Genomic DNA, 24599 nt, shown 5'->3' on the forward strand with positions numbered 1-24599 from the left:
CTACTTTTTTTGGTTCGCAATCCACTTCGCTTCCGCTTCCGCGAGTTGATGATAACTCGGCGTAAAAGCATGTGGATCTTCATCTTCACCGCGGATCCCGAGTGCAGCAAGTTCTGCAGCACGTGGACTATGATCTGCGATGTGACCGAAAACAGCTCGGTCTCCCATCAGTTCCTCAATCTTCTCCTTATGAAGATCAAGGTCATTTCCTAAAAACAATACCTTTTTTGAATCTTCCTTCAGCATCTCAACCCAATCCGTCAACTGGATGATGCGCTCCTCCTGGACGAGTTGGAACTGTCCATCTATATTGCCGTAAAGACCGGTATAGATCTGACCACGCCTGCCATCAAACAACGGACAAACGAGGCCGTCGAAATACTTCCCGTTCTGTGCGACAACTTCGAGGCTTGAGACACCCGTTATCGGAATGCCCAACGACCATGCCATCGTTTTAGCAACTGAAACACCGATCCTTACACCTGTGTAGGATCCAGGTCCTTTTGCCACGATGACCTTATCCAGTTCGTCCGGTTTCACATCCACCTCTTGCAAAAGGCTTTCAATCGCCGGCATGAGCCTTACGGAATGGTTCTTTTTCATATTCGTGGTCAGTTCACCAACGATCTTGTCGTCGATGATCACTGATATCCCCATAACAAGGTTGGATGTATCAATCGCTAAAGCTTTCATTCATAAACTCCTCACATAGCCTGTAAAATCGTTCGCCTTTCGGTTCCAGGGTCAGCTCACGTTCCTCGTCGCCCGATCGTCGGATCACAATGTCCAGACGGTCTTCAGGCAAAAATTCTTCAATGATGTGTGCCCACTCGACGACCGAAACGCCTTCTCCTTCAAAATACTCATCGAAACCAAGATCCTCATCACTATCCTCTAACCGATAAACGTCCATATGGTAGAGAGGCAGTCGACCCTGGTACTCCCGAATGATCGTGAAGGTCGGACTTTTCACGACCCTTTTGATATGTAAACCTTTCGCAAGTCCTTTCGTGAACGTGGTCTTCCCTGCTCCCAGGTCACCTTCCAACGTGATGACATCACCCGCTTGAAGGTGCTCTCCTAGCCGTGCAGCCGTTTCCATCGTTTCTTCAGGACTGTTCAGTTTGATTTCGTAAGACTTCATATGGTATCACCTATTCACATTTCACCTGAAATGGTTGTATCCTTTTTTTCCAATCGGTAGGAGTTCCTCACCTTTCTTCAACATCACTCGGGCAGGACCTTCATTCACCGTACCGATTTTGTATAACGGCTGATTATGCTCTCCAAACCGCTTTCGCAACGAATGCCAATCTGCCTCAGAGACGGTTCCGACCAATTGGAAGTCTTCTCCGCCATATAGCATCCATTCAAGAACTTGTTCTTTTTGAAAAGAAGCGAATTCTTCAATGAAAGGCAAGCATTCTTCATCTAAAATGAGCTGGACATTGCTCGCTTCTGCGATTTCATTCGCTTCACTTGCGAGCCCGTCGCTAATATCATTTAACGCAATTCTATACCCACTACCCGCAAGAAGCAACCCGGCGTTTACTTGCGGTTGAGGTAATTGGTGCGCTTCAATCAAACGTTTGATTGAAACCTCTTCTTTTAATAGCAAATGCAACCCAGCCGCTGATAAACCGACCGGTCCTGTCAGGAAAACGACATCGCCTGACCTGGCATTTTTCCGTAAAAGTTTCCGGTCTTGTTGGACGCGACCGTGAACGGTGACCGAAACGACGAGCGGCCCTTCCGTTGACACCGTATCTCCGCCAATCAGGTCAATTTGAAAGTCTTCTGCAAGGTCCGCCATCCCTTGATAGATGTCACGGAGCTCTTCTTCCGTCCAACCTTTTGGAATCGCAATCGATACGAGGTAGAATTTCGGTGCGCCTCCCATCGCGGCGATATCACTCACATTGACGGCAAGTGCTTTGTGTCCAATATGATAAGGAGACATCGTTTTCCGGCTGAAATGAACGGATTCCACCATCGTATCGACACAGAGGATATCATCATATCCCGCTTCCGGTCGCACGAGAGCAGCATCATCCCCGATCCCTTCAATCAAGGTCGGCTGATGGTGTTTTTTTGGCGTAATCGTTTTTATCCATTCAAATTCATCTTTCACCGTTAACGCCCCCTTTAATCACGGCTTTGCATATAAAAACCTTAGGCTTCGCTCCTAAGGTTTTCTTCTTCATATTTTATCCTATTTTCATGAAAAATCCCACTCTGCTCAACCGGAAGCGATGGATTGCTTCCCTTCCGTCTGTTCGCTTAATTTTTGGTATTCTGTGAGTCTGGAAACATCTACGTTCCCGCCGCTCACGATACATCCGATTTTTTTGCGAGCTCCTGCCACCTTTTCAGCTAGGACAGATGCTACTGATGCCGCTCCAGCTCCTTCTACTAACGTTTTTTCCCGTTCTAATAGGAAAAGGATTGCTGAGGCGATTTCTTGCTCGTTCACCGTAACGATGTCATCGACGAGCCGGTCAATGATCGGATACGTCAGTTTCCCCGGCTTTTTCACGAGAATCCCGTCCGCTATGCTTTTGACACCACTCAGCGGAACGGTATCTGTTCCTTTAAACCGATCATAGGTCGCGGGAGCCCCGCTCGCTTGTACGCCGATCACTTTTACATGAGGGCTGAACGTTTTGACCGCCATCAGAGTGCCGGAGATTAATCCCCCTCCACCGACCGGAACGACGATCGTATCGAGATCAGGACATTGCTGCAGCATTTCAAGTGCTACCGTCCCTTGCCCCGCCATCACCTCTTCATCATCAAACGCATGGACGAAGGTTGCTCCTGTTGCGAGCATTTCTTCTCTCGCAGCTGTATACGCTTCCTGATACGTTTCTCCCGTCAGAACGACTCGTGCTCCGTAAGATTCCGTGGCTTGAACTTTGGCTTGAGGGGTTTTCTTCGGCATGAAAACCTTGGCCGTGATCAATCGTTGAGAAGCCCCGAGCGCAACTCCCTGAGCGTGGTTGCCGGCTGATGCACAGACGATTCCTTTAGCCGCCTCCTCTTTTGTTAACGAGCAGATTTTATTGAGAGCGCCTCTTAGCTTGAAAGAACCGGTCCGCTGTTGATTTTCCATCTTCAAAAACACATCGTGGCCTGTCATCTGATTCAACGTGCTCGATTGTTTCATGGGCGTCCGGTGGACATTGTGCATCAAATTCTCCGCGGCTTCAACGACCTTATGACCTTTTAAAAAATTCCCAACACACTCACTCCTGTCTCATTTTTTCATATTGAGCGATCTGCTCTTCATACGTTAAGGTGATCGAAATCTCATCCCAGCCGTTCAACAGCATCTGCTTCCAATAAGGATCAATGTCGAAGGTGGCTACGAGTCCGTCTTCGTCTTGAACCGCTTGTTGTTCTAAATTGACCTTCAATTCGTACGGTTTCTGTTGGGCCTTCTTTTGCAGCTGCTCCACTTTTTCTTTGGATAGCTGGATCGGTAACATGCCATTTTTTAAGCAATTGTTGTAAAAGATATCGGCAAAACTCGGTGCGATGATGACCTGAAAGCCGAAGTCCTGCAACGCCCAAGGGGCATGTTCCCTTGAAGAACCGCATCCGAAATTCTCTCCACCGATTAAAATAACAGCTTGGTCATACTGCGGTTCGTTCAGCGGAAAGTCTTTTCTCGGCAGACCGTCGTCATCAAAGCGCCAATGATAAAAGAGGTACTTACCGAACCCCTGACGGTCGATCTTTTTCAAAAATTGCTTCGGAATGATCTGATCGGTATCCACATGATTCCGTTCAAGTGGCAAAACCCGACCCGCAATTTGTTGGATTCCGTTCATCCGGTACCCCCTCCTCTAGTTTGGTACTGCCATCAGTTGGCGCACATCTGTAAAACGTCCTTCCACTGCCGCAGCTGCAGCCATCGCTGGACTGACGAGGTGCGTTCGAGCGCCATTGCCCTGGCGTCCCTCAAAGTTCCGGTTCGACGTGGATGCGCACCTTTTTCCAGGAGGGACGACGTCCTCATTCATCGCCAGGCACATACTACATCCCGACTCTCGCCACTCGAAACCAGCCTCTAGGAAAATGTGGTGTAAGCCTTCTTGTTCCGCCTGTTGCTTGACCGATTGTGAGCCCGGAACGACGAGCGCGGTAACCGTATCCTTCACCTTTTTCCCTTTTAAAACGTCAGCCGCAGCTCGTAAGTCACTAAGCCTCGAATTTGTGCACGAGCCGATGAACACATAGTCGACGGCGACCTCAGAGATTTTTGCGCCACCTGTGATGTCCATGTAATCTAAGGCTCGTTGGACACTATCTCTTTCAGTGCTGTTCTCGTATTGTTCAGGGGATGGGACCGTGGCACCGATTCCGACGCCCATCGAAGGGTTCGTCCCCCACGTCACTTGAGGCTCGATTTCTTCTCCGTTGATTGTCAGTGTCTTGTCGTACTCTGCACCTGGATCTGAAGCGAGTTCCCTCCATTTTTCAGCAGTAGCTAAAAACTTCTCTCCTGCGGGTACTTGACGCTTCCCTTTTAAATAGTCGATGGTGACTTCATCCGGACTGATGATTCCAGCTCTCGCACCCGCCTCTATGGACATGTTGCACACCGTCATCCGCTCTTCCATCGTCAGGCTTCGGACTCCCTCACCCGTAAATTCGATCACGTGCCCTGCCCCGACATTAACACCGAATTTGGCGATGATCGCTAAAATGAGATCCTTCGCGGTCACACCGAAACCGAGCTTTCCTTCCACATGGAACTGTAAGGTTTTCGGCCGTGATTGCCAGAGCGTTTGTGTCGCAAGAACGTGTTCCACCTCGCTCGTTCCAATGCCGAAGGCCAGCGCACCAAAAGCACCATGAGTGGACGTATGACTATCTCCACACACAATCGTTTTTCCAGGCTGGGTCAATCCTAGCTCTGGCCCGATGACGTGGACAATTCCTTGATCCGGGTGATCGATGTCCGCCAGTTCGATTCCGTATTGCTCGCAATTTTGCTGGAGCCGGGTCATTTGGGTCTTGGATACCTGATCGTTGATGACAGAGCGGTTGATGGTAGGAACATTATGATCCATCGTGGCAAAAGTGAGATCCGGCCGCCTTACCGTCCGTTCTTTCATCCTTAAACCCTCGAACGCTTGAGGGGACGTCACTTCATGTACGAGGTGGAGGTCGATATACAACAGATACGGCTTCCCTTTTTCCTGATAGACAACATGTTGATCCCAAAGCTTTTCAACGATATTCCTCGGTTTCATGACAGTTACCTCCACTTCGGTTTGTTGGATGAGACTTTATGAGTGCATCATTTTGGGATTTCCGTGTTTTCGTGCACTCATACTCATTCACATATAAGCAGCTAAGATTCCGGACATCGCGTAATTCGGTTGGAAGTGCTCCACAACGTTTTCGCTCATCTCACTTGTCGTGCAAACCGGACCGATTTTCTCGATTCCCTCCAGGTCACCGGTTCGATAGCCGGCATTGAGCACTTCTTGCACTGCTTTTTCCACCTGGTCTGCTTCTTCTTCCAAACCGAAGGAATGGCGTAGCATCATCGCGACAGACAAGACCATGCCGAGTGGATTCGCTCGGTTTTCGCCCGAGATATCCGGGGCGGACCCATGTACCGGCTCATACAGTCCGAAGCCGTCTGCCCGAAGACTTGCTGATGGCAACATCCCAAGAGAGCCCGTCAACATGGAGGCTTCATCACTCAAGATGTCGCCGAACATATTCTCTGTGACGATGACGTCGAACTGCTTCGGCTGATAAACGAGTTTCATAGCCGCTACGTCTACGAGCAAATGCTCCACTTCAACTTCGGGATAATCAGCAGCCACCTGTTCGACAACCTCTCTCCACATCCGGCTCGATTCCAGCACATTCGCTTTATCGACAGACGTCACTTTCTTCCTGCGGGTAGCTGCGAGATCGAAGGCCTTACGGACCACGTTCTCAATCTCTTTTTTCTCATATTGAAGGGTATCGACCGCTACTTCTTGATGCTGACCTCTTCTTTCACGAGGTTCACCAAAATATAAGCCTCCGGTCAGTTCCCGTACGATGACAAAATCCACACCATCTACGACTGATCGCTTCAATGGCGAAGCATCCCTCAATGCTTCAAATGTCTTGATTGGGCGGTAGTTGGCAAACAATCCGAGTTCTTTACGGATGCCAAGCAACCCTTTTTCTGGCCTCAGATGGACCGGATTGTCCTCCCATTCCGGACCTCCTACTGCTCCGAGCAGTACCGCGTCACTTGATTTGCACAGCTCAAGGGTTTCCGCAGGTAATGGAGTGCCATGACGGTCAATGGCAACACCACCAATGTCTCCTTGAAAGACCTTGAATTGATGTCCGAATTGCTCTTCGACGGCTTTCAAAACATCCAAGGCGGCGCTCATCACTTCTTGTCCGATTCCATCTCCAGGTAGTACTGCCACTTGCTTTTTCATCATAATCCCTCCAATTTTATAAGAAAGATGTAAGTTAAACCGTTGCTTTCTGCTGATCATGCTGGCGAACGCTCCGGACCCGATTGACTGCGTCGAGGTAGGCTCGTGCTGACGCTTCCAAGACGTCTTGTGCGGTCCCTCTTCCACTCGATTGGACTTCGTTGCACTTCACCTGTACATACACTTCTGCCAGTGCATCTCTTCCTCCACCGACCGAATGTATCTTGTAATCTAAAAGGACGACGGAATCTTCAACGAGCTTCTCGATCGTATTGTAGATGGCTTCAACACTCCCAAAACCGGTCGCCGCTTCCTGCGTGTACGTTCCATCCGGCTGAACGACTGCAATCGTCGCGGTCGGAATGTTGTCCATTCCATACTGGACTTGCAAACTCTTCAACTGGTAAACCGGTAGTCCCTCGGCTTCGGTCTGTTTCTCCATCAAGATTGCAAAGATATCTTCATCGGAAACTTCTTTCTTTTTATCCGCCAACTCTTTGAACATCCCGAAAGCATCGTTCAGCTTTTGATCGGTCAGTTTGAATCCCATGTCCTTCACCTTCATCTTGAAGGCGTGGCGTCCGGAATGTTTTCCGAGAACGAGACGATTTGTTTGCACTCCGATCAGTTCGGGACTGATGATTTCGTAAGTGGATTTCTCCTTCAACACGCCATCCTGGTGAATACCGGATTCATGAGCGAACGCATTGTTTCCAACTACGGCTTTGTTCGCAGGTACACTCATGCCCGTCAATTTGCTGACAAGATTACTCGTACGTTTCAACTCATCGAGCTTCAGTCCGGTTTTCGCTCCATAAAAATCCTCTCGGATGTGAAGCGCGACAGCGATCTCCTCAAGACCTGTATTGCCGGCCCGTTCACCGATTGCATTGATCGTCCCTTCGACTTGATCCGCTCCGTTTTCAATCGCAGCAAGCGTATTAGCCGTAGCCATCCCTAAATCGTTATGGCAATGGGCGGATAGCTTGACCTGGTCGATGTTCGGTACATGTTCTTTTACGAATCGGAAAAGATCTCCGTACTCCTCAGGGGCCATATAACCGACCGTATCGGGAAGGTTGATGACCGTCGCACCTGCATCAATCACTTCCTTGATGATTTTCACGAGAAAATGTCGGTCTGACCGGCAAGCATCTTCAGCTGACCACTGCACATGAGGGAATTTCTTTTTCGCGTACTTCACCGATTGCACCGCTGTGTCCAATACTTGATCGGTCGTCATTTTCAGTTTGTACGTCATATGGATCGGCGACGTTGCCAGGAATACGTGCACCCTCGGCTCCGTCGATCCTTTCAGCGCTTCCCACGCCGCATCGATGTCTTTCTCACTCGCTCTTGAGAGACCTGTGACTGAACTCCCTTTTACAGCTTCCGCAATTCGTTTGACCGATTGCTGATCTCCTTTGGAGGCTGTCGGAAAACCTGCTTCGATGATGTCTACGTTCAGTCGCTCCAGCTGATGAGCAATCTCCAGCTTTTCTAACAGATTCAGATTCACCCCTGCCGATTGTTCACCGTCTCTAAGCGTCGTATCAAAGACATCAATCTTTGCCACTGAACACCACTTCCTTTTTCTCATCTTTCTTGATGAACGGCATCAACTCTCTCAACTTGCGTCCGACGACCTCGATCTGATGGTTCTTCTCCCGCTCGTTTGTTGCGTTGTATACAGGACGGTTCGTCTGGTTTTCAAGGATCCATCCTTTCGCAAAAGTACCGGACTGGATGTCTTCCAGCACCTCTTTCATCCTTGCCTTCGTTTCCTCGTTCACGACACGAGGTCCTGATACGAAGTCACCCCATTGCGCGGTATCTGAAACGGAATATCTCATTCCCTCGATGCCACCTTCATACATGAGGTCGACGATCAGCTTCAGCTCATGGAGACATTCGAAATACGCGACTTCAGGCTGATATCCCGCTTCAACGAGCGTTTCGAAACCTGCTTTCACAAGGGACGTCAATCCTCCACAAAGGACCGCCTGTTCACCGAACAAGTCGGTTTCCGTCTCCTCCTGGAATGTTGTTTCAAGAATCCCTGCCCGGCCTGCGCCGATTCCTTTCCCATAAGCGAGTGCCAGTTCATCTGCCTGACCGGTGACATTTTGATGGACACCGAACAATGCCGGGACCCCAGCACCACTCTCAAACGTCCGCCTCACAAGATGACCAGGTCCTTTAGGGGCGACAAGGAACACATCAACGTCGGCTGGAGGAACAACTTGATGGAAATGGACGTTGAAACCATGCGCGAAGGCGAGTGCTTTGCCTGGCGTCAGTCCTGGCTTGATTTCCGCTTCGTACACTTTCGGCTGCCATTCATCAGGCAAGAGAACCATGACGACATCAGCTTCGGCACTTGCTTCTTTCACTGACTTGACTTGAAAACCGTCCGCTTCTGCCTTGTCCCACGACTTCCCTTTCCGAAGGCCGACAACAACGTCGAAGCCGCTCTCCCGTAAATTCTGTGCATGGGCATGACCTTGCGAACCATATCCCACAACTGCCACTTTCCTGCCTTTCAGAACGTCATCCTTCACATCATCGTTATAGTAGACTTTGACCATCTCTCATCATCCTTCCAGGTTTTTTATTTTAATAGCGTATATTGCTTCAGATCGGTGACGGACTTCTGGAATCCGCGGGTAAAAGCGGTCAGTCCCGTCCTCGCGAGCTCTTTGATTCCATATGGCTTCAACAGCTCGATGATCGCTTCCACTTTTTCCGTATCGCCGGTCACTTGAACCGTCAATGTGTCCCTCGACATATCAATGATCAATGCACGGAACGGCTCAACGATTCCGCTGATTTCAGATCGTGTCTGTCCCGTCGCTAGTACTTTGATCAAGGCGAGCTCTCTCGCGACAATCGCCTGATTCGTGATATCAGAGACCTTCAACACATCAATCTGTTTGTTCAGCTGCTTCAACAGCTGTTCGATCTGCCGGTCATCCTCTACATTGACGACGAACGTCATTTTCGAGATTCCTTCCGTTTCGGTATGCCCGACCGTAATGCTCTCAATGTTGAAATGTCGCTTCGTAAAGAGACCTGTCACCCGGTTCAATACGCCACTATGATTCAGAACCGTCGCCGTTACGATCCTCCGTTTCATGGTCTCACTCCGATCATTTCATGAAGTCCGGTTCCAGGTGCAACCATCGGATACACATTCTCTTCTGCACACACCCGACAATCGATCAATGTCGGTTCCTCATCGTTCAACACTTCAGATAAAAGGAACCGTGCCTCCTCCATCGTCGAGACCTTATAGCCTCTTACACCGTATGATTCAGCTAGTTTGACGAAATCGGGCTGGGTCATGAATACCGATTGCGAATACCTTTTTTCGTAAAATGATTCCTGCCACTGACGGACCATACCGAGCGAACCGTTATTAACGATGACGATTTTGATCGGAAGACCCATCTCTTTTAAAAGGATCAGCTCTTCAGAGGTCATTTGAAATCCACCGTCTCCAACGACGCTCACCACCCGCTTATTCGGTTTCGCCAGTTGGGCACCGATGGCAGCTGGAAAACCGAATCCCATCGTTCCAAGTCCTCCTGAGGTGACCCAGCTGTGTGGATTATTGAACGTGTAATACTGGGCTGCCCACATCTGATGCTGCCCGACGTCTGTCGTCACAATCGCGTCTCCATCCGTCAACGTGTGGATCTCTGATATCAGCTTTTGCGGAGAAATTCGATCTCCGACTACGTTGCTCCAATAAGGAAACTCTTGCTTATACCGGTGAAGATGCATCAGCCACTCATCGCACATGGCGCTTTCGCCAGGTTCATCAATCAGCTTCTGTAGCGCTTCTTTCGCGTCTGCCACAACCGGGATATGGGTCTCGACGTTTTTACCGATTTCAGCTGGATCGATATCGATGTGCGCAACGGTCGCGTTTGGAGCGAAGGTCTTCAGATTACCGGTGAGCCGGTCATCAAAACGTGCCCCGATACTGATAAGCAAGTCACTTTCATACAAACCCATGTTGGCTGCGTAACACCCATGCATACCTCCCATTCCAAGGAATAGAGGATGGTCAGCCGGGAAGCCACCTAACCCTAGCAGGGTGTGGACGACCGGGATGTTTTTCTTTTCGGCGAACACCTGCAATTGATCGGATGCTTTCGCATGCAATACTCCTGCTCCTGCTAAAATGACAGGCTTCTTCGCTGATGAGATGGCTTCGTTCAGCTTTTTGACTTGTAGCAAGTTTGGTGACTTCGTCGGCTGAAAACCGGGTAAGTGAACCTCACCGTCGAACTGGACATCTCCCGCGAGCGCTGAAACATCTTTCGGGATATCGACGAGAACTGGACCTGGCCGACCCGTCGTTGCAATATGGAACGCTTCTTTCACAATTCTAGGGAGGTCTTTCAAGTCTCGAACTTGATAATTATGTTTCGTGATCGGCATCGTAATTCCGGTTACATCTGCCTCTTGGAAGGCGTCTGTGCCGATGACGCCAGAGGCGACTTGCCCTGTGAAAATGACGAGTGGCAAGGAATCCATCATCGCGTCTGCAATGCCGGTAATCAGGTTCGTCGCTCCTGGACCAGAAGTTGCGATGACGACCCCGGCATTCCCTGAAATTCTGGCATAGCCTTCTGCAGCGTGGATCGCACCTTGTTCATGGCGGGCAAGGACGTGTTTGATCGGGTTTCGGTATAGTGCATCGTAAATCGGTAATACTGCTCCTCCTGGATAACCGAACACAACTTCGACGTTTTCCTGCTTCAAGGCGTGAATCAGAGTTTCAGCTCCTGTCAGCCGTTGCCCTTGAGGTTCAGCCTTTACTTTAGCCTTCATTTCAATCTCCTCCCTGTTTGTCAATACTTTTAACTCAACTGCAATAAGAAAAGCCTTTCCACCCACTACGACACTAGTTCGTTTCGTAAGGGTGAAAAGGCTGAGAACATGCTTTTCACGGTACCACCTTCGTTCAACGCACCTTCACAGATGCGTTCTCGTTGAGTGGATGAGTTGTCCGTCATCCATCCACTCTTTTTGATAACGGGTATAAAGCCATACCCGACCACACCTACTGAAGGTTCTTTCAGAGCAGTACTCAGAGGAGATGTCGTGAATGGATGTATTACCGGTTTCCAGCAAACCCGGCTCTCTGTGAATACGTCTTCCATACACTTTTGCCTCGTCGACGCTTTGCTATATTAAACTTTCATGATTCCACCTGTACTTGCTGATGTAACGAGCTTTGCATATCGGGCTAGATAGCCTTTTTTGATTTTTGGAGGAGGCTGTTCGAAACTCTTCCTCCGCTCTTCCAACTCTTCCTCTGAAACCATCAGGTTGATGGACCGATTTTCAAGGTCGATGAAGATCGAGTCTCCATCCTCGACGAACGCAATCGGACCTCCTTCTGCTGCTTCTGGAGAAATATGTCCGACAGAAATGCCTCGGGATGCGCCTGAAAAACGACCATCTGTAATCAATGCGACTTCTTTATCCAATCCTCGTCCGGCAATAGCCGAGGTTGGCGCAAGCATCTCCGGCATTCCCGGGCCGCCTTTCGGACCTTCGTAACGGATGACGACAACATCTCCTGCCTGGACGGTTCCGTCATCTATGCCTTGCTGCGCTTCGTCCTGCGAATTGAAGCAAATCGCTTTTCCCATGAACGTCTTGATCGATGGATCGACTGCGCCCACTTTGATAACGCCACCTTCTGGAGCGATGTTTCCGTTCAGGATGGACAATCCTCCGACTTTGCTATAAGGATTATCCTTTCGCCGGATGACTTGATTGTTCTTGATGTCATAAGGCTCAACGGTCTCATACAGCGATTTGCCTGTAACCGTAATTCGATCCTTGTTGACCAGCCCTTCGATTTGACAGAGCTCTTTGATGATGGCACTGATCCCGCCTGCCTGATGGACATCATCCATCGTAAAATCAGAAGCAGGACTGATTTTTGCCAGATAAGGTGTTCTTTCCGCAATTTCATTAATCCGGTTCAAGTCATATTCGACTTCTGCCTCATTGGCGATTGCAAGCGTGTGTAGGACGGTGTTCGTCGATCCGCCCATCGCCATGTCCAAAGCAAAAGCATCATCGATTGCTTCTTTCGTGATGATATCTCGCGGTTTGAGGTCCTTTTTAACCATATCAACGAGATGATGGGCCGCTTCCCGAATCAAACGATGACGTTCATCCGATGTGGCAACGATCGTCCCGTTACCCGGTAAGGCAAGTCCAACCATTTCCATCATGGAGTTCATGGAGTTGGCTGTGAACATTCCAGAACAAGATCCGCACGTCGGACAAGCATTCTGTTCAATATCAAGCAGTGCTTCAGCCGACATTGTGCCCGATTGGTGTGCGCCCACTCCTTCAAACACGGAGACGAGGGATAGTGGCTTTCCGTCCTTTGATGTGCCGCCTTCCATCGGACCACCTGAGACAAACACTGACGGAACGTTTGTCCTTGCTGCTGCCATCAGCATCCCAGGTGTGATTTTGTCACAGTTCGGTATGAAGAAGACGCCATCAAACCAGTGGGCATTGATGACAGTCTCTGCAGAATCAGCGATGATTTCCCTACTCGGCAAGGAATATCGCATACCGATATGTCCCATCGCAATCCCATCATCAACCCCGATCGTGTTGAATTCGAACGGGATGCCTCCTGCTTCCCGGATCGCCTCTTTCACCACTTCAGCGAATTTATTCAGGTGCATGTGACCCGGAATGATATCGATGTAGGAGTTGCATACGCCGATGAACGGCTTTTCGATATCTCTTGTTTTGACGCCAGTCGCTCGCAACAGGCTTCTGTGGGGCGCGCGGTCGATTCCTTTCTTGATTTTGTCACTTCGCATCTTATCACCACCTATTGCTTAACCAGCTTGGATTTTTTCATGCGCATAGACTTGATGACCATCTTCCGTTACGGTTTTTCGGAAAGCTTCAAGGAGTTGGTTTGTCATTTCTCCTGGTTTACCTTCTCCAATCAGTCTCCCGTCGACCTTCACAACTCCGATGACTTCAGCAGCAGTGCCGGTCAAGAACACCTCATCTGCTGTATAGACATCGTGTCTCGTGAACACTTCTTCACGCATTTCAAATCCTAGCAGATGAGCAATTTCCATGATGGCATTTCGGGTTACCCCTTCTAGAGCACCGACATAGCCAGGTGGTGTTTTAATGACATTGCCTTTGATGATGAACACGTTGTCCGCCGATCCTTCCGCGACATAACCTTGATCATTCAGCATCAGAGCCTCACTGACCCCAGCGAGGTTCGCCTCGATCTTGACGAGGATGTTATTTAAATAATTCAATGATTTCACTTTTGGGGATAAAACATCAGCGCGATTCCTTCTGCTTGCAACCGTCGCAATCTCGATTCCTGTTTCATACAGCTTTTCTGGAAAAAGTGCAAGCTGTTCTGCAATGACGATCACTTGAGGCTCCCTGCAGTGTCTGGGATCTAAACCTAAATTCCCGACACCCCTTGATACGACGACGCGCACATAAGCGTTCTGTAATTCATTTCGTCTGAGTGTCTCTGCAACGATCTCCGTCAATTCTGCCTTGCTGTATGGGATCTCAAGCATGATGGATTTCGCTGAATCGTATAAGCGATCAACATGCTCTTTCAGTCGGAACACATTACCGTCATACATTCGAATACCTTCGAACACCCCATCTCCGTATAGAAATCCATGATCATACACAGACACAACCGCATCCTGCTTGTTCACATAGCGGCCATTCAGGTAAATCCATTGTTCGCTCATGTCGATCGCTCCCTTCTAGTTAAATTTAATGGGTTAGTACTGTAAAGCTCGAGCGCGTCACAGCACTGTTTTTTCTTGGTTGCCGACAATATTACTCCCGTTCTTTAAGAAGGTCAACCTTATTTTTTGATAATTTCGACTAATCAGTTTTTTGGGAAACGCTTACATGATATTTAGAACAATGTTTTTGTGGTTTTAAATTTTTTTTATAAAGGGGGGAAATCGTGGCTTTGATCGTAGAGGAATAGGTCCAATGAATCAATTTAAAGACAATAAAAAAGACCCGAACGCTTATGTTATTGGTCAGCAATCGCGATGTCTGCATTCACTTTCGTAAAGAGGGTTTCATCCTGGAATATCTCCATGTTCCATCCCCGCGCCCAAGCCCAATGGTCGATATGCGTCACCATATAGGTGCGAGATACATGATGCTGGGCGTCTGCATTTTTCAATCCGACTAAGATGGAATCGTCATGTACAAAAAAGACAAACAACGATAGCGCTGATTCATCAAAGTCTTTCAAGAATTGATCTGTGGCTTTATAGATCTGTCCGTTGTTATCCTGATCGAATGACTGGATAAAGGCATCTTCAAGTATTCTTCCTTTTTCAGTAATCGTATCGACTTGTATGTAATTCACACCAAGATCGTCGAAGTCAAAGGACAACGTCTCTCCATACCAGGCGTCCTGGAACGTATAATCCCATCTAACGTCCCCTTCATACCTTTTAAACGGCTCTCCTAATGTTTCAACAACATGCTCTTTCGTATCACCAACAAGAATTCCGTTCACACTGAAAGACTCGGTATACGGCTCGAAATCAATGTAAACGGAAGCTGCCTCTTCACCTTCTTGAGGAGGTTCTTCCTCATCAGTGGCTGCGGTATCCTCAGTTTCTTCTGTCGTCGAAGTCGTATCTTCTGGGTCACTTTCTTCCGTGGTATTTTCCTCTTGATTGGTGTTTTCTGCACCTTCTGTTGTTGGTTTCTCTTCCTCTTGTTGAACGGCAGGCTCTTGGCTGCATGCAACAAGAAACAGGATTCCAAGGAACAGTACAACCCACTTTTTCATCCACACACTTCCATCCTATGTTTATTATCAAATACGTTTAATGGCTTTATTTTATATGAAAATGGTCATCTGTAAAACCGTTTTTAGGCATAAAAAAAACACGAAACCTTTGTTTCATGTAAGTAATGGCGGACCCGACCGGATTCGAACCGGCGATCTCCTGCGTGACAGGCAGGCATGTTAACCCCTACACCACGGGTCCTAATTATGTATTAAATGTTTTTATTTTAATTTGGTTGCACCTAAAGGTACCACTATCTAAAACTAGCTATGATGTTTAATCAACGTAGTAAGTTTTAAATTGGTTGCGGGGATAGGATTTGAACCTACGACCTTCGGGTTATGAGCCCGACGAGCTACCAGACTGCTCCACCCCGCGCCGATACTATTATGTCGCCGATAAGTTCGGCTTGTCCTCTTTCAATCGGACAATTACTAATATACCATGTGTAAATACGAGATGCAACCTTTTTCTGATCTTTTTTCTAATATGGGAAAGTGCTGCCAATGACAGGCAGCACCACCTCTTATTGTAACGCCTTATCAAAAGCTTCTAAAATATCCTCGTAGTCTTCAATTCCAACCGAAATTCGGATCAGATTCTTTTTGATTCCTAGTCGTTCTTGTTCTTCTTCCGGCAATGCCCGGTGGGAGGTTCCCATCGGATAGGACACTGTTGTTTCGACTCCAGCAAGTGTAGGGACAACGCCGATCCAATCTAATTTTTCACAGAACGCGTTCGGATCGACATCTTCACTCAAGAGAATCGACACAATCGCTCCATTCCCTTTTTCCGATACGAATTCTGGGTAGTATACTTTCTCGATAGACGAATGCTCTGACAAAAAGTTCGCCAATTTCTGCGCATTATTCGTGTGCCTCTCCATCCGCACACTCAGCGTTTTCAATCCTCTACACGTGAGCCATGCTTCAAACGGGCTGAGGTTGCTCCCGAAGTTCATCACTTTGCTCTTCGCTTTTTCGATTAACGGCAGGTCTCCGACAACGACACCAGCAGTGATATCCGAATGTCCACCAATATACTTCGTCGCACTATGTGCCACAATGTTAATCCCTTTCAAATACGGTTGTACAAGGTATGGTGTGGCAAATGTATTATCGATCATCGTTTTCAAATTGAACTCTCTGCCAATCTCCACGACTCTTTCAATGTCTTCTACTCGTAAAAACGGATTCGTGACCGATTCCGAATAGAGCAATACTGTGTTGGATTGAATCGCCGCCCGGATCGTCTCTTCTGATGCGAAAGAAACGAATGAAACTTCAATCCCCAGGGATGGAAGCTCTTTTGCGAGCAGCTGATATGTACCACCATAAAGGTCTTCACAAGCGACAATATGTGAGCCTTGCTCAGCAACTGCTAGAATTCCTGCTAGAATAGCTGATATCCCAGACGAAGTCGCAATCCCTTTTGGAGCCCCTTCTAATTGAGCGACACCCGTTCCAAGGTCATCCGTATTCGGATTACTGACTCTGGAATACATATAGGGAGATTTGCCTTCAAAGTACCCTTCCAGCTCCTCCAAGTTCTTGAACTTGAAAGCTGAAGTTTGATAGATTGGCTGCGCTTTACTCGTTGACTCTGACTTTAGCCTTTTATGAAAATGTACTGCCTTCGAATCGAAACGGAATTTTTCCACGTTCATCGCCTCCATTATCAGTTAATATACCATGATTGAATCGTCAGATAAATTAACAGAGACTCAACATACAAAAAAAATCACCGCATAGTTAGGCTATAGGCTAGTTAAGCACAGGTACGTAAGATGATTACTCACCAACAAGCACAGTTGAAATGGAATGCGCTGGCATTTCAATGGTTGTTTTCTGTCCATCGACATCAGATTGGACAGATAAATGCTCTTCTCCTTCATTCATCATTACGATTACGATTTCTCCTGACGGATTAAGGAAAGCTGCAGATTGAATTTCATCGCTTCCAGCTGTACATGAAATCCTTACGGCACCTGGTTTGATATATTTACTGAAATGGCCGATGTAATAAAAGGAGCTATTATAGTGGATCTCGTCCTTTTTCGTATCTACAATCACTGGGGCGTCACAGTAATTTCCGACATGGTTCGGTCCGCCTTCTTCATTCAGTACGAGATTCCAGTCGATCCACGCCTCCAAGTAATTGTTCAAGTCTCCTAAGATGTTACGGGCGTATCTTTCTCCCGTATGCCAGGCACCAAGCTGTACACCACCTTCAATACATCCTTCTGTGAAAATCAGATGCTTGTCAGGAAACTCATTGTGCACTTTTGAGAGATTATCAAACTCCTCAGACACATACCAATGCAAGCCTGTCCCCCAAACATATTTGCTCGCTTCCGGGTCAGACAATACTGTCTTCGCACGCTCGTAGACCACGTCTCGATTATGATCCCATATGATGACCTTCAGGTCGCTTTTTCCTCTTGTATGTAATAATGGCCCTAGATGGTTCTTGATGAAATCTCGTTCTTCTTCTGCGGTATAAAGACAGGAATCCCAAACCTGCTTCGCTTCAGGTTCATTCTGGATCGTGATTCCCCAAACCGGAATCCCTTCCGCCTCCATCGCATCAATATACTTTAAGTAGTACTCTGCCCAGACAGGTTGGTACTCGTCCAACAGTTTGCCACCATGGTTCATTTCCTGATTGCTCTTCATCCAAGGTGGTGGACTCCATGGAGAAGAAACAATCTTCAGGCTTTGCCCCGCCACTTTTTCAGCATCCTTAATCAAGGGTATGACAAGCTCTTTCTCACGATCAATCGAGAAACTCTCAAGCTCTGTATCTCCATCTTCCACATACGTATAGTTTCCTAAGGAAAAATCACAGCTGTTGATATGTGTTCTCCCGAATTGGTATCCGAGGCCCTCTTCAGGATGAAAATAACGATGAATAATCTCATCCCGCTTCTCTTTACTCATCAACGAGAGAGAATGAGCGGTAGCTTCAGTAAAAGCACCGCCAAACCCTAAGATTGTTTGAAAGGTCTGATCGGGATTGATTTGAAGGTCTATCGTTTTTGAACCGGTTTCAACAGGCGACGGACTCTTCACTTGCAGTCTGTCACCTGTGTCTTTTGCCGTCTGGATATGGGTAACCGTTTTCGTTATCACCGAATTGCTCCTTTCTAATCATGCATCTAGTGGCAGGACGGTCCCTCTATTCTTGACGATTTCGGCATACCACAACGCACTATCTTTCCAAATTCGTTCTTGTGTTTCGTAATTGACATAAATGATTCCAAACCTTTTATCATAACCAAAGCTCCACTCGAAATTATCAAGAAGAGACCATAGGAAATAACCCTGGATGTTCATTCCTTCTTCGTTCAGCTCATATACCGCTTGAAGATGCTTTTCGATATATTCGATTCGTTTTTGGTCATGCACTTTTCCATCTACGAGTTGGTCATCATATGCCGCTCCATTTTCAGTGATATAAATAGGGAGATTCGTATACTCATCCCTTAATCTCCTGATCAGATCCTTGAACTCATCAGGCGCGATATCCCAGCCCATTCCAGTCTTTTCATAATCTGAATGAGCACCTTTCGACAGGAAGTCATTTGCCGCACTGAATTCGACGATTCCCCGACTGTAATAATTGATACCAAAAAAGTCACAAGGAGTCGAAATGATTTCAAGGTCACCTTTTTGGATGAAGTCATAAGAGTGCACATACTTAGAAAAGAGATTCATCATATCGACTGGATAGCTACCCTTGAACACTGGGTCTAAGAACCAACGATTTGAATACCCATCAGAGTTGTTTGCTGCAAGTTGATCATTCACAGAATCCGTTTTCGGATAGACAGGGGATAAATTCAAGGTAATCCCGATCGGTGTCTTTGAACTGAATTCTTGCTTAAGCATATTTACCGCTCTTCCATGAGATAGCAGCATATGGTGAACTGCACGGACTGCTTCATCAAGATTCGTGTGTCCTGGTGCGTGCACGCCCATGTGGTATCCTAAGAATCCTGCACACCACGGCTCGTTATGGGTGATCCACGATTCTACCAATCCATCAAGTTCACGGAAACAAGCTTCTGCATACTCAAGGAACCAATCAACGGAATCTCTATTCACCCAGCCCCCTTCTTCATGCGCCCACATAGGAAGGTCCCAGTGGTATAAGGTGACAGCTGGTTTGATTCCTTCTTCCCTCAACCGTCTCGCCAACGTTTTGTAAAATTCCATGCCTTCCGGGTTATACTCGCCTTTTGCTGGGAAAATACGTGGCCAGGCGATTGAAAAACGGTAAGAATCAACACCGAGATTCTTGATGATCTCGATGTCTTCTTCGTAGCGATTGTAGTGATCACATGCCACATTTCCGTTATGTTGTTCATACACTTTTCCTGGTTCATCACAAAATACGTCCCAGATAGAAGGCGTTCTTCCACCTTCCTGGTGAGCTCCTTCAATTTGATAGGAGGACGTTGCTGTACCAAATGTAAAATGCTGATCAAACTTCATAAACTTCCACTCCTCTATTCTTTGACTGCTCCAGCAGAGATGCTATTAACGATGTATTTAGAAAAGAACAAAAAGGCGATCATGATCGGAACAACCGAGATAGCAATTCCTAAATACATGGATCCTAAGTTTTGTGCAACTTGAGACCCTTTCAAAAAGCCCATCAAAACAGGTAACGTATACTTCTCAGGTGAGAATAAGATGACTAAGGGCATGATGTAATTGTTCCACGAACCGATAAACGTGAAGATCGACATCGTTGCGACGGCAGGCATCATAATTGGTATTGCAATCGTATGGAAGATCTTCCACTCACTTGCCCCATCAATCCTTGCCGCTTCAATCAAGCTTGGGTGTAAGGTCGTTTTAATATATTGGCGTAAAAAGAAAACGACAAACGGACTAGCTGCCGCAGGCACGATAAGTGGTATGAACGTATCCAAGATTCCAAGCACTTTACTCAATTCATAAAATCCGATCAAACCGAGCTGACCTGGAACCATCATCATCACAAGCATGAATACAAAGAGAAAATTCTTTCCCTTGAACGTATAAAAAGCGAAACCATAAGCAGTCAGAGCTGAAATGTAGCCTGACAAAACAGTGACAAGGACGGATATGATCAGGCTGTTCTTGAATCCATTCCATATGTTCACATATTCCATCATCGTATTGTAGTTTTCGAGCAGTGCACTGCCTGGTATCAATGTAAAACCAGTTAAAATGGCATCATTTGAACGAGTCGCATTCACAATCATCATCAAGAAAGGGATGAAACAAGCAATAGCCAACAGGATCAGAAGGGCGTATATGACTCCCTTAATCATTGATTTGCGCTTGTTGGGTTTTGGTTTTTCGGGGGCTACCTTATTTGGACCCGCCTTCTTTTGGACAAGACGCTTTTCTGGGACACCTTTTTCAATTTCCGTTCTGTCTATCATAATTACACCTGCCTCGCTTGTTTACGCTCGTTGCGATACATGGATTTGAATACGATTGCTGAGAAAATGATCGTAATCAGGAATAGACCATAAGCAACAGCAGACGCATATCCATAGTTGCTATACTTGAATGCTTGATTGTACAAGTACAAAACCATCGTATTTAGCGATCCATCTGGAGATCCTATTCCGTCCGTCAATAGCATAGGTAAGTCAAAGAGTTGAAGACCACCAATTAACGATGTGATCATGATGTATAAGAGAATCGGCTTCAACAATGGAAGTGTAATATGGAAAAATGTTTGTACTCTGCTTGCTCCATCAATCAATGCAGCTTCGTAGTAATCCTTTGATATTCCGGATACCCCTGCCATAACAACGATGAATGAGTGTCCGAACCACATCCACGTAAGGATCAAGGAAACGGAGAGTTGGGCAGTCGTCGGTTCATTCAACCAGTTGATCGGTTCAGAGATCAGTCCGATTTTCAACAGAACCATATTGAGAGATCCATGCTGCCAATCCAGCAATATTCCGAACAATAAGGCCACTGAGCTGACGGTAATCAGATTGGGAAGGTAAAAAATTGATCGAAAGAATGCCAACCCTTTCATTTTCACTCTCATATCAGAGAATATCGCTGCCAATATCAAAGCGATTGTAATTTGCAACGCAAAATTGATGCCCCAAATCTTCCATGTATTGAAAAATGCTTCTACAAAATACGTATCTGTAATCAGGCGCTTGTAATTTTCCAGTCCTACGACTTCCGCACTTCCACTACCACTGTAATTTGTAAAACTATAATAAAAAGTGAGGATTACAGGGTAAATACTAAATACGAGAAAAATAATCCAAAACGGGGCTACGAAAATATAGCCATAACGATTCAGCTTATTCATTTCCTCGCTCCTTTCAAAAGAGTAAGCGGTATAGACATATACCGCTTACGTTTTTATTACTTATTAGGGACTTTCAAATCCGGGTAAGCATTTTGAACTTTCTTATAAAACTCTTTGATTGCTTCTTCTTTCGTTTTCTTTCCATCTACATATTCTTGAACGGCATTCCCGTAGAATGTATCAAGCTGTTGGTCGTACTTTGTTACAATACCAGGCTCGATGCTTTTCGCTTGTTCAAGGAAGAATTGATAGTTGTTTTGACCACCCAGGAACTCATCACTGAAGTCATCTTTGATTTCATTCGTAACTGGAAGGTAGGAAAGAACATCTCCTGTCTCTTTCGCCCAATCTGTTAAGAACTCATCATCTTGCGTCATCATTTTCACAAAATCATATGCTAGCTCTTTATTCTTCGATTTATTGTATACACCTAACCAAGTACCACCCCAGAAGTAAGGGCTTGGACCATTTGTTACCGCCCAGTCACCTGCAGTATCTTCTACATTTGTCTTAAGTACGCTGTGAAGACCCCAAGTAGGAAGAACATATGAAAATACTTGAGTCTCCGTTTCTTTCCCGCCTTCTTTTACCTTGATCGGCTTATCCATTGCTTCAAACCATGATGGAGACCATTCTGGCGCGAGGGCTGTATAATTGTTTTCACGTAATTTCTTAGCCGTATCTAAAAAGGCAACTTTCTGTTCTGTAAGTTGGATTTCATTGTCTTCATTCACCCATGGCTTAGGATTATCTCCTTGGGAGAACCATCTGATCGATCCCTCATCCGGGAACATACGGTAACCCTTTTCTTTCATCTTCTCGGCTACTTCAAATACTTTATCCATTGAAGAGAGCATTTCACCTACTGCATCAGGATCATCTGTACCAAGGACTTCCTTCGCGATGCTTCGTTTGTAGTAAAGCCCACCAGGAGTTGTTTGCCAGGACAATGCTCTCACGTTACCATCCTGGTCTTTACCTAAATCGAATACATAAGGTACATAGTTGTCGGATAATTCATCAACGTTATATGGCTTTTCTGAAAGGTTTTCCCAATATCCTGCGTTAACCCACTGTTTCAAAAACGCGATTTCTCCAGTAAATACGTCCGGTGCGCCTACACCACTTTCAAGCACAGGCTTTAATTTCGTTGGATAATCTGCGATTGGCACAATCGTCAGTTCCACCTTCACACCGTTTTTCTCTTCAAATTTTTTGATTGGCTCTTTCAATTCATCTGTAAATGACCAGATTTTGAGATCGACCTTTTTTCCATCTTTTGTTTCTCCTGATGTATCTTTGTTTGAACAACCTGCAATCACCCCAATGACTAAAACGAGCGACATCATCACACCTACGATTTTTTTCATGTTTTTCCCCTTTCAAAAATGGATTTATAAGAACGAAACCGGTTTCGAAACACTCTAAAAAATTTTCCGAAACCGGTTTCGTTTTAACTAAAAGTTAAAGCTTTCATAGCAGAAAGCGGTTTCATTTTAACTTGACTATTACTATATAGTTTTACATGATTCTCTCTCAATTAATTTAACTGGAATAACTTCCTCTGTGATGATTTTCTTATCTTGAACCATTTGCTTAATCAATAACTGAGCAGCACGTACTCCTAATACATCTGTATCTTGTCTTACCGTTGTCAGTTTAGGGGATACATAGCTCGCCATTTCAATATCATCGTATCCAACAATAGATAAATCATCAGGAATTCGGATTCCTCTCGACTTTGCAACTTCCATCGCCCCGATCGCCATATGGTCACCAGCAATGAACACAGCAGTCGGTGGTTCGTCTAAGTCTAAAAGGGTCTTCATTGCTTCGGCACCCTCTTTTATGGAGAATAGCCCTCCATTGACAAGATACTTCTCATGGAGTGTCAGTCCAAGCTTCTTCATCGCTTTTTTGAATCCTTCAATCCGGACTTTCCCAGCATGGATGGTTGAGTCCCCTGCAATGTGGGCGATTTTGGTATGTCCGAGTGAGTACAGATATGTAATGGCTTGTTCCGCACCAGAGAGGTTATCAGACAGTACAACACTACAGTTCTGATTGCTCATGTCTATTACCACAATCGGAAGGTTACTCTGGATCATTTCTTGTACTTGTGGATCATTAGGGTCTGAACAGATAACCACGATTCCGTCCACTCCACGGTAGAGAAAGTGTTCAAGGTAACTGATGTCCCTGTTTCGTAAGTTTCTTGAGGCAATGATTAAATCGTAACCCTCTTTTTCCACATGCTTACGGAAACTTTCAATAATGGCATTGAAAAATGGATGCTTCATCCCTACTTCATTGGCTTCAGAAAACATTACACCAATTGTCCAGGATTTTTTAGTTGAAAGTGATTGAGCGTGTGCATTCGGTAAGTAGCCCATCTCGGCTGCAGTCTGAAGAATGATATTCTTTGTCTTCTGACTGACATCGGAATAATTGTTCAGAGCTTTTGAGACAGTCGTACTTGAAAATCCGGTTCTTTTGGCAAGGTCATAGATTGTTATCATTGCTTATCCCCTCTATATCGAAAGCGCTTTCGTTGATGCTAATTATAAATGACGAAAATCTAATTAGCAACACTTTTTTGGACAAAATGATTTCTTCGTTACCATGAGCCGGATACCTTAATAAACATCTGGCTTTTAACCACAAAGAAGTGATTTATCGCTTTTTTGGATTGTTTTTTGTGTGGAGCAGTAAAAATCATCTCTTTGAAGAGAAAATGAGGGCACATTTTCTTCCTTATTGTCTTGAAAAAATGCACAAAAAAGAACAGCCTCATAAGGCTGCTCTGTTAGTGCCCGGCGACGTTCTACTCTCACAGGGGGAAGCCCCCAATTACCATTGACGCTGAAGAGCTTAACTTCCGTGTTCGGCATGGGAACGGGTGTGACCTCTTCGCCATCGTCACCAGACT

General features: G+C 46.3%; 22 protein-coding genes, 2 tRNA genes and 1 rRNA gene. All 25 read right to left on the reverse strand.

Going from position 1 to position 24599, the window contains the following annotated elements; translation table 11 throughout:
* A complete protein-coding gene (gene tsaB, locus ACSVDE_RS18975; protein WP_439302486.1) occupies positions 1–693 on the reverse strand; it encodes a tRNA (adenosine(37)-N6)-threonylcarbamoyltransferase complex dimerization subunit type 1 TsaB in 693 nt (230 codons plus the stop codon).
* Positions 674–1144 (reverse strand): tRNA (adenosine(37)-N6)-threonylcarbamoyltransferase complex ATPase subunit type 1 TsaE, encoded by a 471-nt coding sequence (gene tsaE, locus ACSVDE_RS18980; protein WP_439302487.1) that lies wholly within the window; start codon positions 1142–1144, stop codon positions 674–676. The genes tsaB and tsaE overlap by 20 nt, the downstream gene beginning before the upstream one ends.
* A gap of 21 nt (positions 1145–1165) precedes the next feature.
* Positions 1166–2131, reverse strand: coding sequence for a thiamine-phosphate kinase (gene thiL, locus ACSVDE_RS18985; RefSeq protein WP_439302488.1), 966 nt, complete (start codon positions 2129–2131; stop codon positions 1166–1168).
* Positions 2132–2239: 108 nt separating this feature from the next.
* Positions 2240–3190 carry a threonine ammonia-lyase gene (gene ilvA / locus ACSVDE_RS18990; protein WP_439302489.1) on the reverse strand — a complete coding sequence of 317 codons (951 nt, stop codon included), beginning with the start codon at positions 3188–3190 and terminating at the stop codon, positions 2240–2242.
* A 55-nt stretch (positions 3191–3245) separates the two neighbouring features.
* On the reverse strand, positions 3246–3833 hold the full coding sequence (gene leuD / locus ACSVDE_RS18995; protein WP_439302490.1) for a 3-isopropylmalate dehydratase small subunit: 588 nt from the start codon (positions 3831–3833) through the stop codon (positions 3246–3248).
* A 15-nt stretch (positions 3834–3848) separates the two neighbouring features.
* A complete protein-coding gene (gene leuC, locus ACSVDE_RS19000) occupies positions 3849–5261 on the reverse strand; it encodes a 3-isopropylmalate dehydratase large subunit (RefSeq protein ID WP_439302491.1) in 1413 nt (470 codons plus the stop codon).
* 87 nt (positions 5262–5348) lie between these two features.
* A complete protein-coding gene (gene leuB / locus ACSVDE_RS19005) occupies positions 5349–6464 on the reverse strand; it encodes a 3-isopropylmalate dehydrogenase (RefSeq protein ID WP_439302492.1) in 1116 nt (371 codons plus the stop codon).
* 34 nt (positions 6465–6498) lie between these two features.
* On the reverse strand, positions 6499–8040 hold the full coding sequence (locus tag ACSVDE_RS19010) for a 2-isopropylmalate synthase (protein WP_439302493.1): 1542 nt from the start codon (positions 8038–8040) through the stop codon (positions 6499–6501).
* Positions 8027–9052: a ketol-acid reductoisomerase gene (ilvC, locus tag ACSVDE_RS19015; protein WP_439302494.1), complete on the reverse strand. Its 1026-nt coding sequence runs from the start codon at positions 9050–9052 to the stop codon at positions 8027–8029. Before ilvC ends, ACSVDE_RS19010 begins: the two co-directional genes overlap by 14 nt.
* 23 nt (positions 9053–9075) lie before the next feature.
* Positions 9076–9600 (reverse strand): acetolactate synthase small subunit, encoded by a 525-nt coding sequence (gene ilvN / locus ACSVDE_RS19020; RefSeq protein WP_439302495.1) that lies wholly within the window; start codon positions 9598–9600, stop codon positions 9076–9078.
* Positions 9597–11306: an acetolactate synthase large subunit gene (gene ilvB / locus ACSVDE_RS19025; protein WP_439302496.1), complete on the reverse strand. Its 1710-nt coding sequence runs from the start codon at positions 11304–11306 to the stop codon at positions 9597–9599. The genes ilvN and ilvB overlap by 4 nt, the downstream gene beginning before the upstream one ends.
* A gap of 65 nt (positions 11307–11371) precedes the next feature.
* Positions 11372–11638, reverse strand: coding sequence for a hypothetical protein (locus ACSVDE_RS19030; protein WP_439302497.1), 267 nt, complete (start codon positions 11636–11638; stop codon positions 11372–11374).
* A 30-nt stretch (positions 11639–11668) separates the two neighbouring features.
* Positions 11669–13336 (reverse strand): dihydroxy-acid dehydratase, encoded by a 1668-nt coding sequence (ilvD, locus tag ACSVDE_RS19035; RefSeq protein WP_439302498.1) that lies wholly within the window; start codon positions 13334–13336, stop codon positions 11669–11671.
* An 18-nt stretch (positions 13337–13354) separates the two neighbouring features.
* Positions 13355–14257: a branched-chain-amino-acid transaminase gene (ilvE, locus tag ACSVDE_RS19040; RefSeq protein ID WP_439302499.1), complete on the reverse strand. Its 903-nt coding sequence runs from the start codon at positions 14255–14257 to the stop codon at positions 13355–13357.
* Between the two features lie 296 nt (positions 14258–14553).
* Positions 14554–15330 (reverse strand): hypothetical protein, encoded by a 777-nt coding sequence (locus ACSVDE_RS19045; protein ID WP_439302500.1) that lies wholly within the window; start codon positions 15328–15330, stop codon positions 14554–14556.
* A gap of 126 nt (positions 15331–15456) precedes the next feature.
* Positions 15457–15532, reverse strand: a tRNA-Asp gene (locus ACSVDE_RS19050).
* A 100-nt stretch (positions 15533–15632) separates the two neighbouring features.
* A tRNA-Met gene (locus ACSVDE_RS19055) sits at positions 15633–15709 on the reverse strand.
* Positions 15710–15857: 148 nt separating this feature from the next.
* On the reverse strand, positions 15858–16997 hold the full coding sequence (locus ACSVDE_RS19060) for a trans-sulfuration enzyme family protein (protein ID WP_439302501.1): 1140 nt from the start codon (positions 16995–16997) through the stop codon (positions 15858–15860).
* Positions 16998–17121: 124 nt separating this feature from the next.
* Entirely contained in the window at positions 17122–18459 is a 1338-nt protein-coding gene (locus ACSVDE_RS19065) for a glycoside hydrolase family 30 protein (RefSeq protein ID WP_439302507.1), read from the reverse strand.
* A gap of 21 nt (positions 18460–18480) precedes the next feature.
* Positions 18481–19827 carry a GH1 family beta-glucosidase gene (locus ACSVDE_RS19070; RefSeq protein WP_439302502.1) on the reverse strand — a complete coding sequence of 449 codons (1347 nt, stop codon included), beginning with the start codon at positions 19825–19827 and terminating at the stop codon, positions 18481–18483.
* Positions 19828–19841: 14 nt separating this feature from the next.
* Positions 19842–20654, reverse strand: coding sequence for a carbohydrate ABC transporter permease (locus ACSVDE_RS19075; protein WP_439302508.1), 813 nt, complete (start codon positions 20652–20654; stop codon positions 19842–19844).
* Positions 20655–20770: 116 nt separating this feature from the next.
* Positions 20771–21670, reverse strand: coding sequence for a carbohydrate ABC transporter permease (locus ACSVDE_RS19080; RefSeq protein WP_439302503.1), 900 nt, complete (start codon positions 21668–21670; stop codon positions 20771–20773).
* Positions 21671–21726: 56 nt separating this feature from the next.
* Positions 21727–23040: an ABC transporter substrate-binding protein gene (locus ACSVDE_RS19085; protein WP_439302504.1), complete on the reverse strand. Its 1314-nt coding sequence runs from the start codon at positions 23038–23040 to the stop codon at positions 21727–21729.
* A gap of 141 nt (positions 23041–23181) precedes the next feature.
* Positions 23182–24189, reverse strand: coding sequence for a LacI family DNA-binding transcriptional regulator (locus tag ACSVDE_RS19090; protein ID WP_439302505.1), 1008 nt, complete (start codon positions 24187–24189; stop codon positions 23182–23184).
* 292 nt (positions 24190–24481) lie between these two features.
* Positions 24482–24597 (reverse strand): 5S ribosomal RNA (gene rrf / locus ACSVDE_RS19095).
* Positions 24598–24599: the final 2 nt, after the last annotated feature.

It is taken from the genome of Pseudalkalibacillus sp. Hm43 (assembly GCF_051842935.1).
Taxonomy (GTDB): Bacteria; Bacillota; Bacilli; order Bacillales; family Fictibacillaceae; genus Pseudalkalibacillus.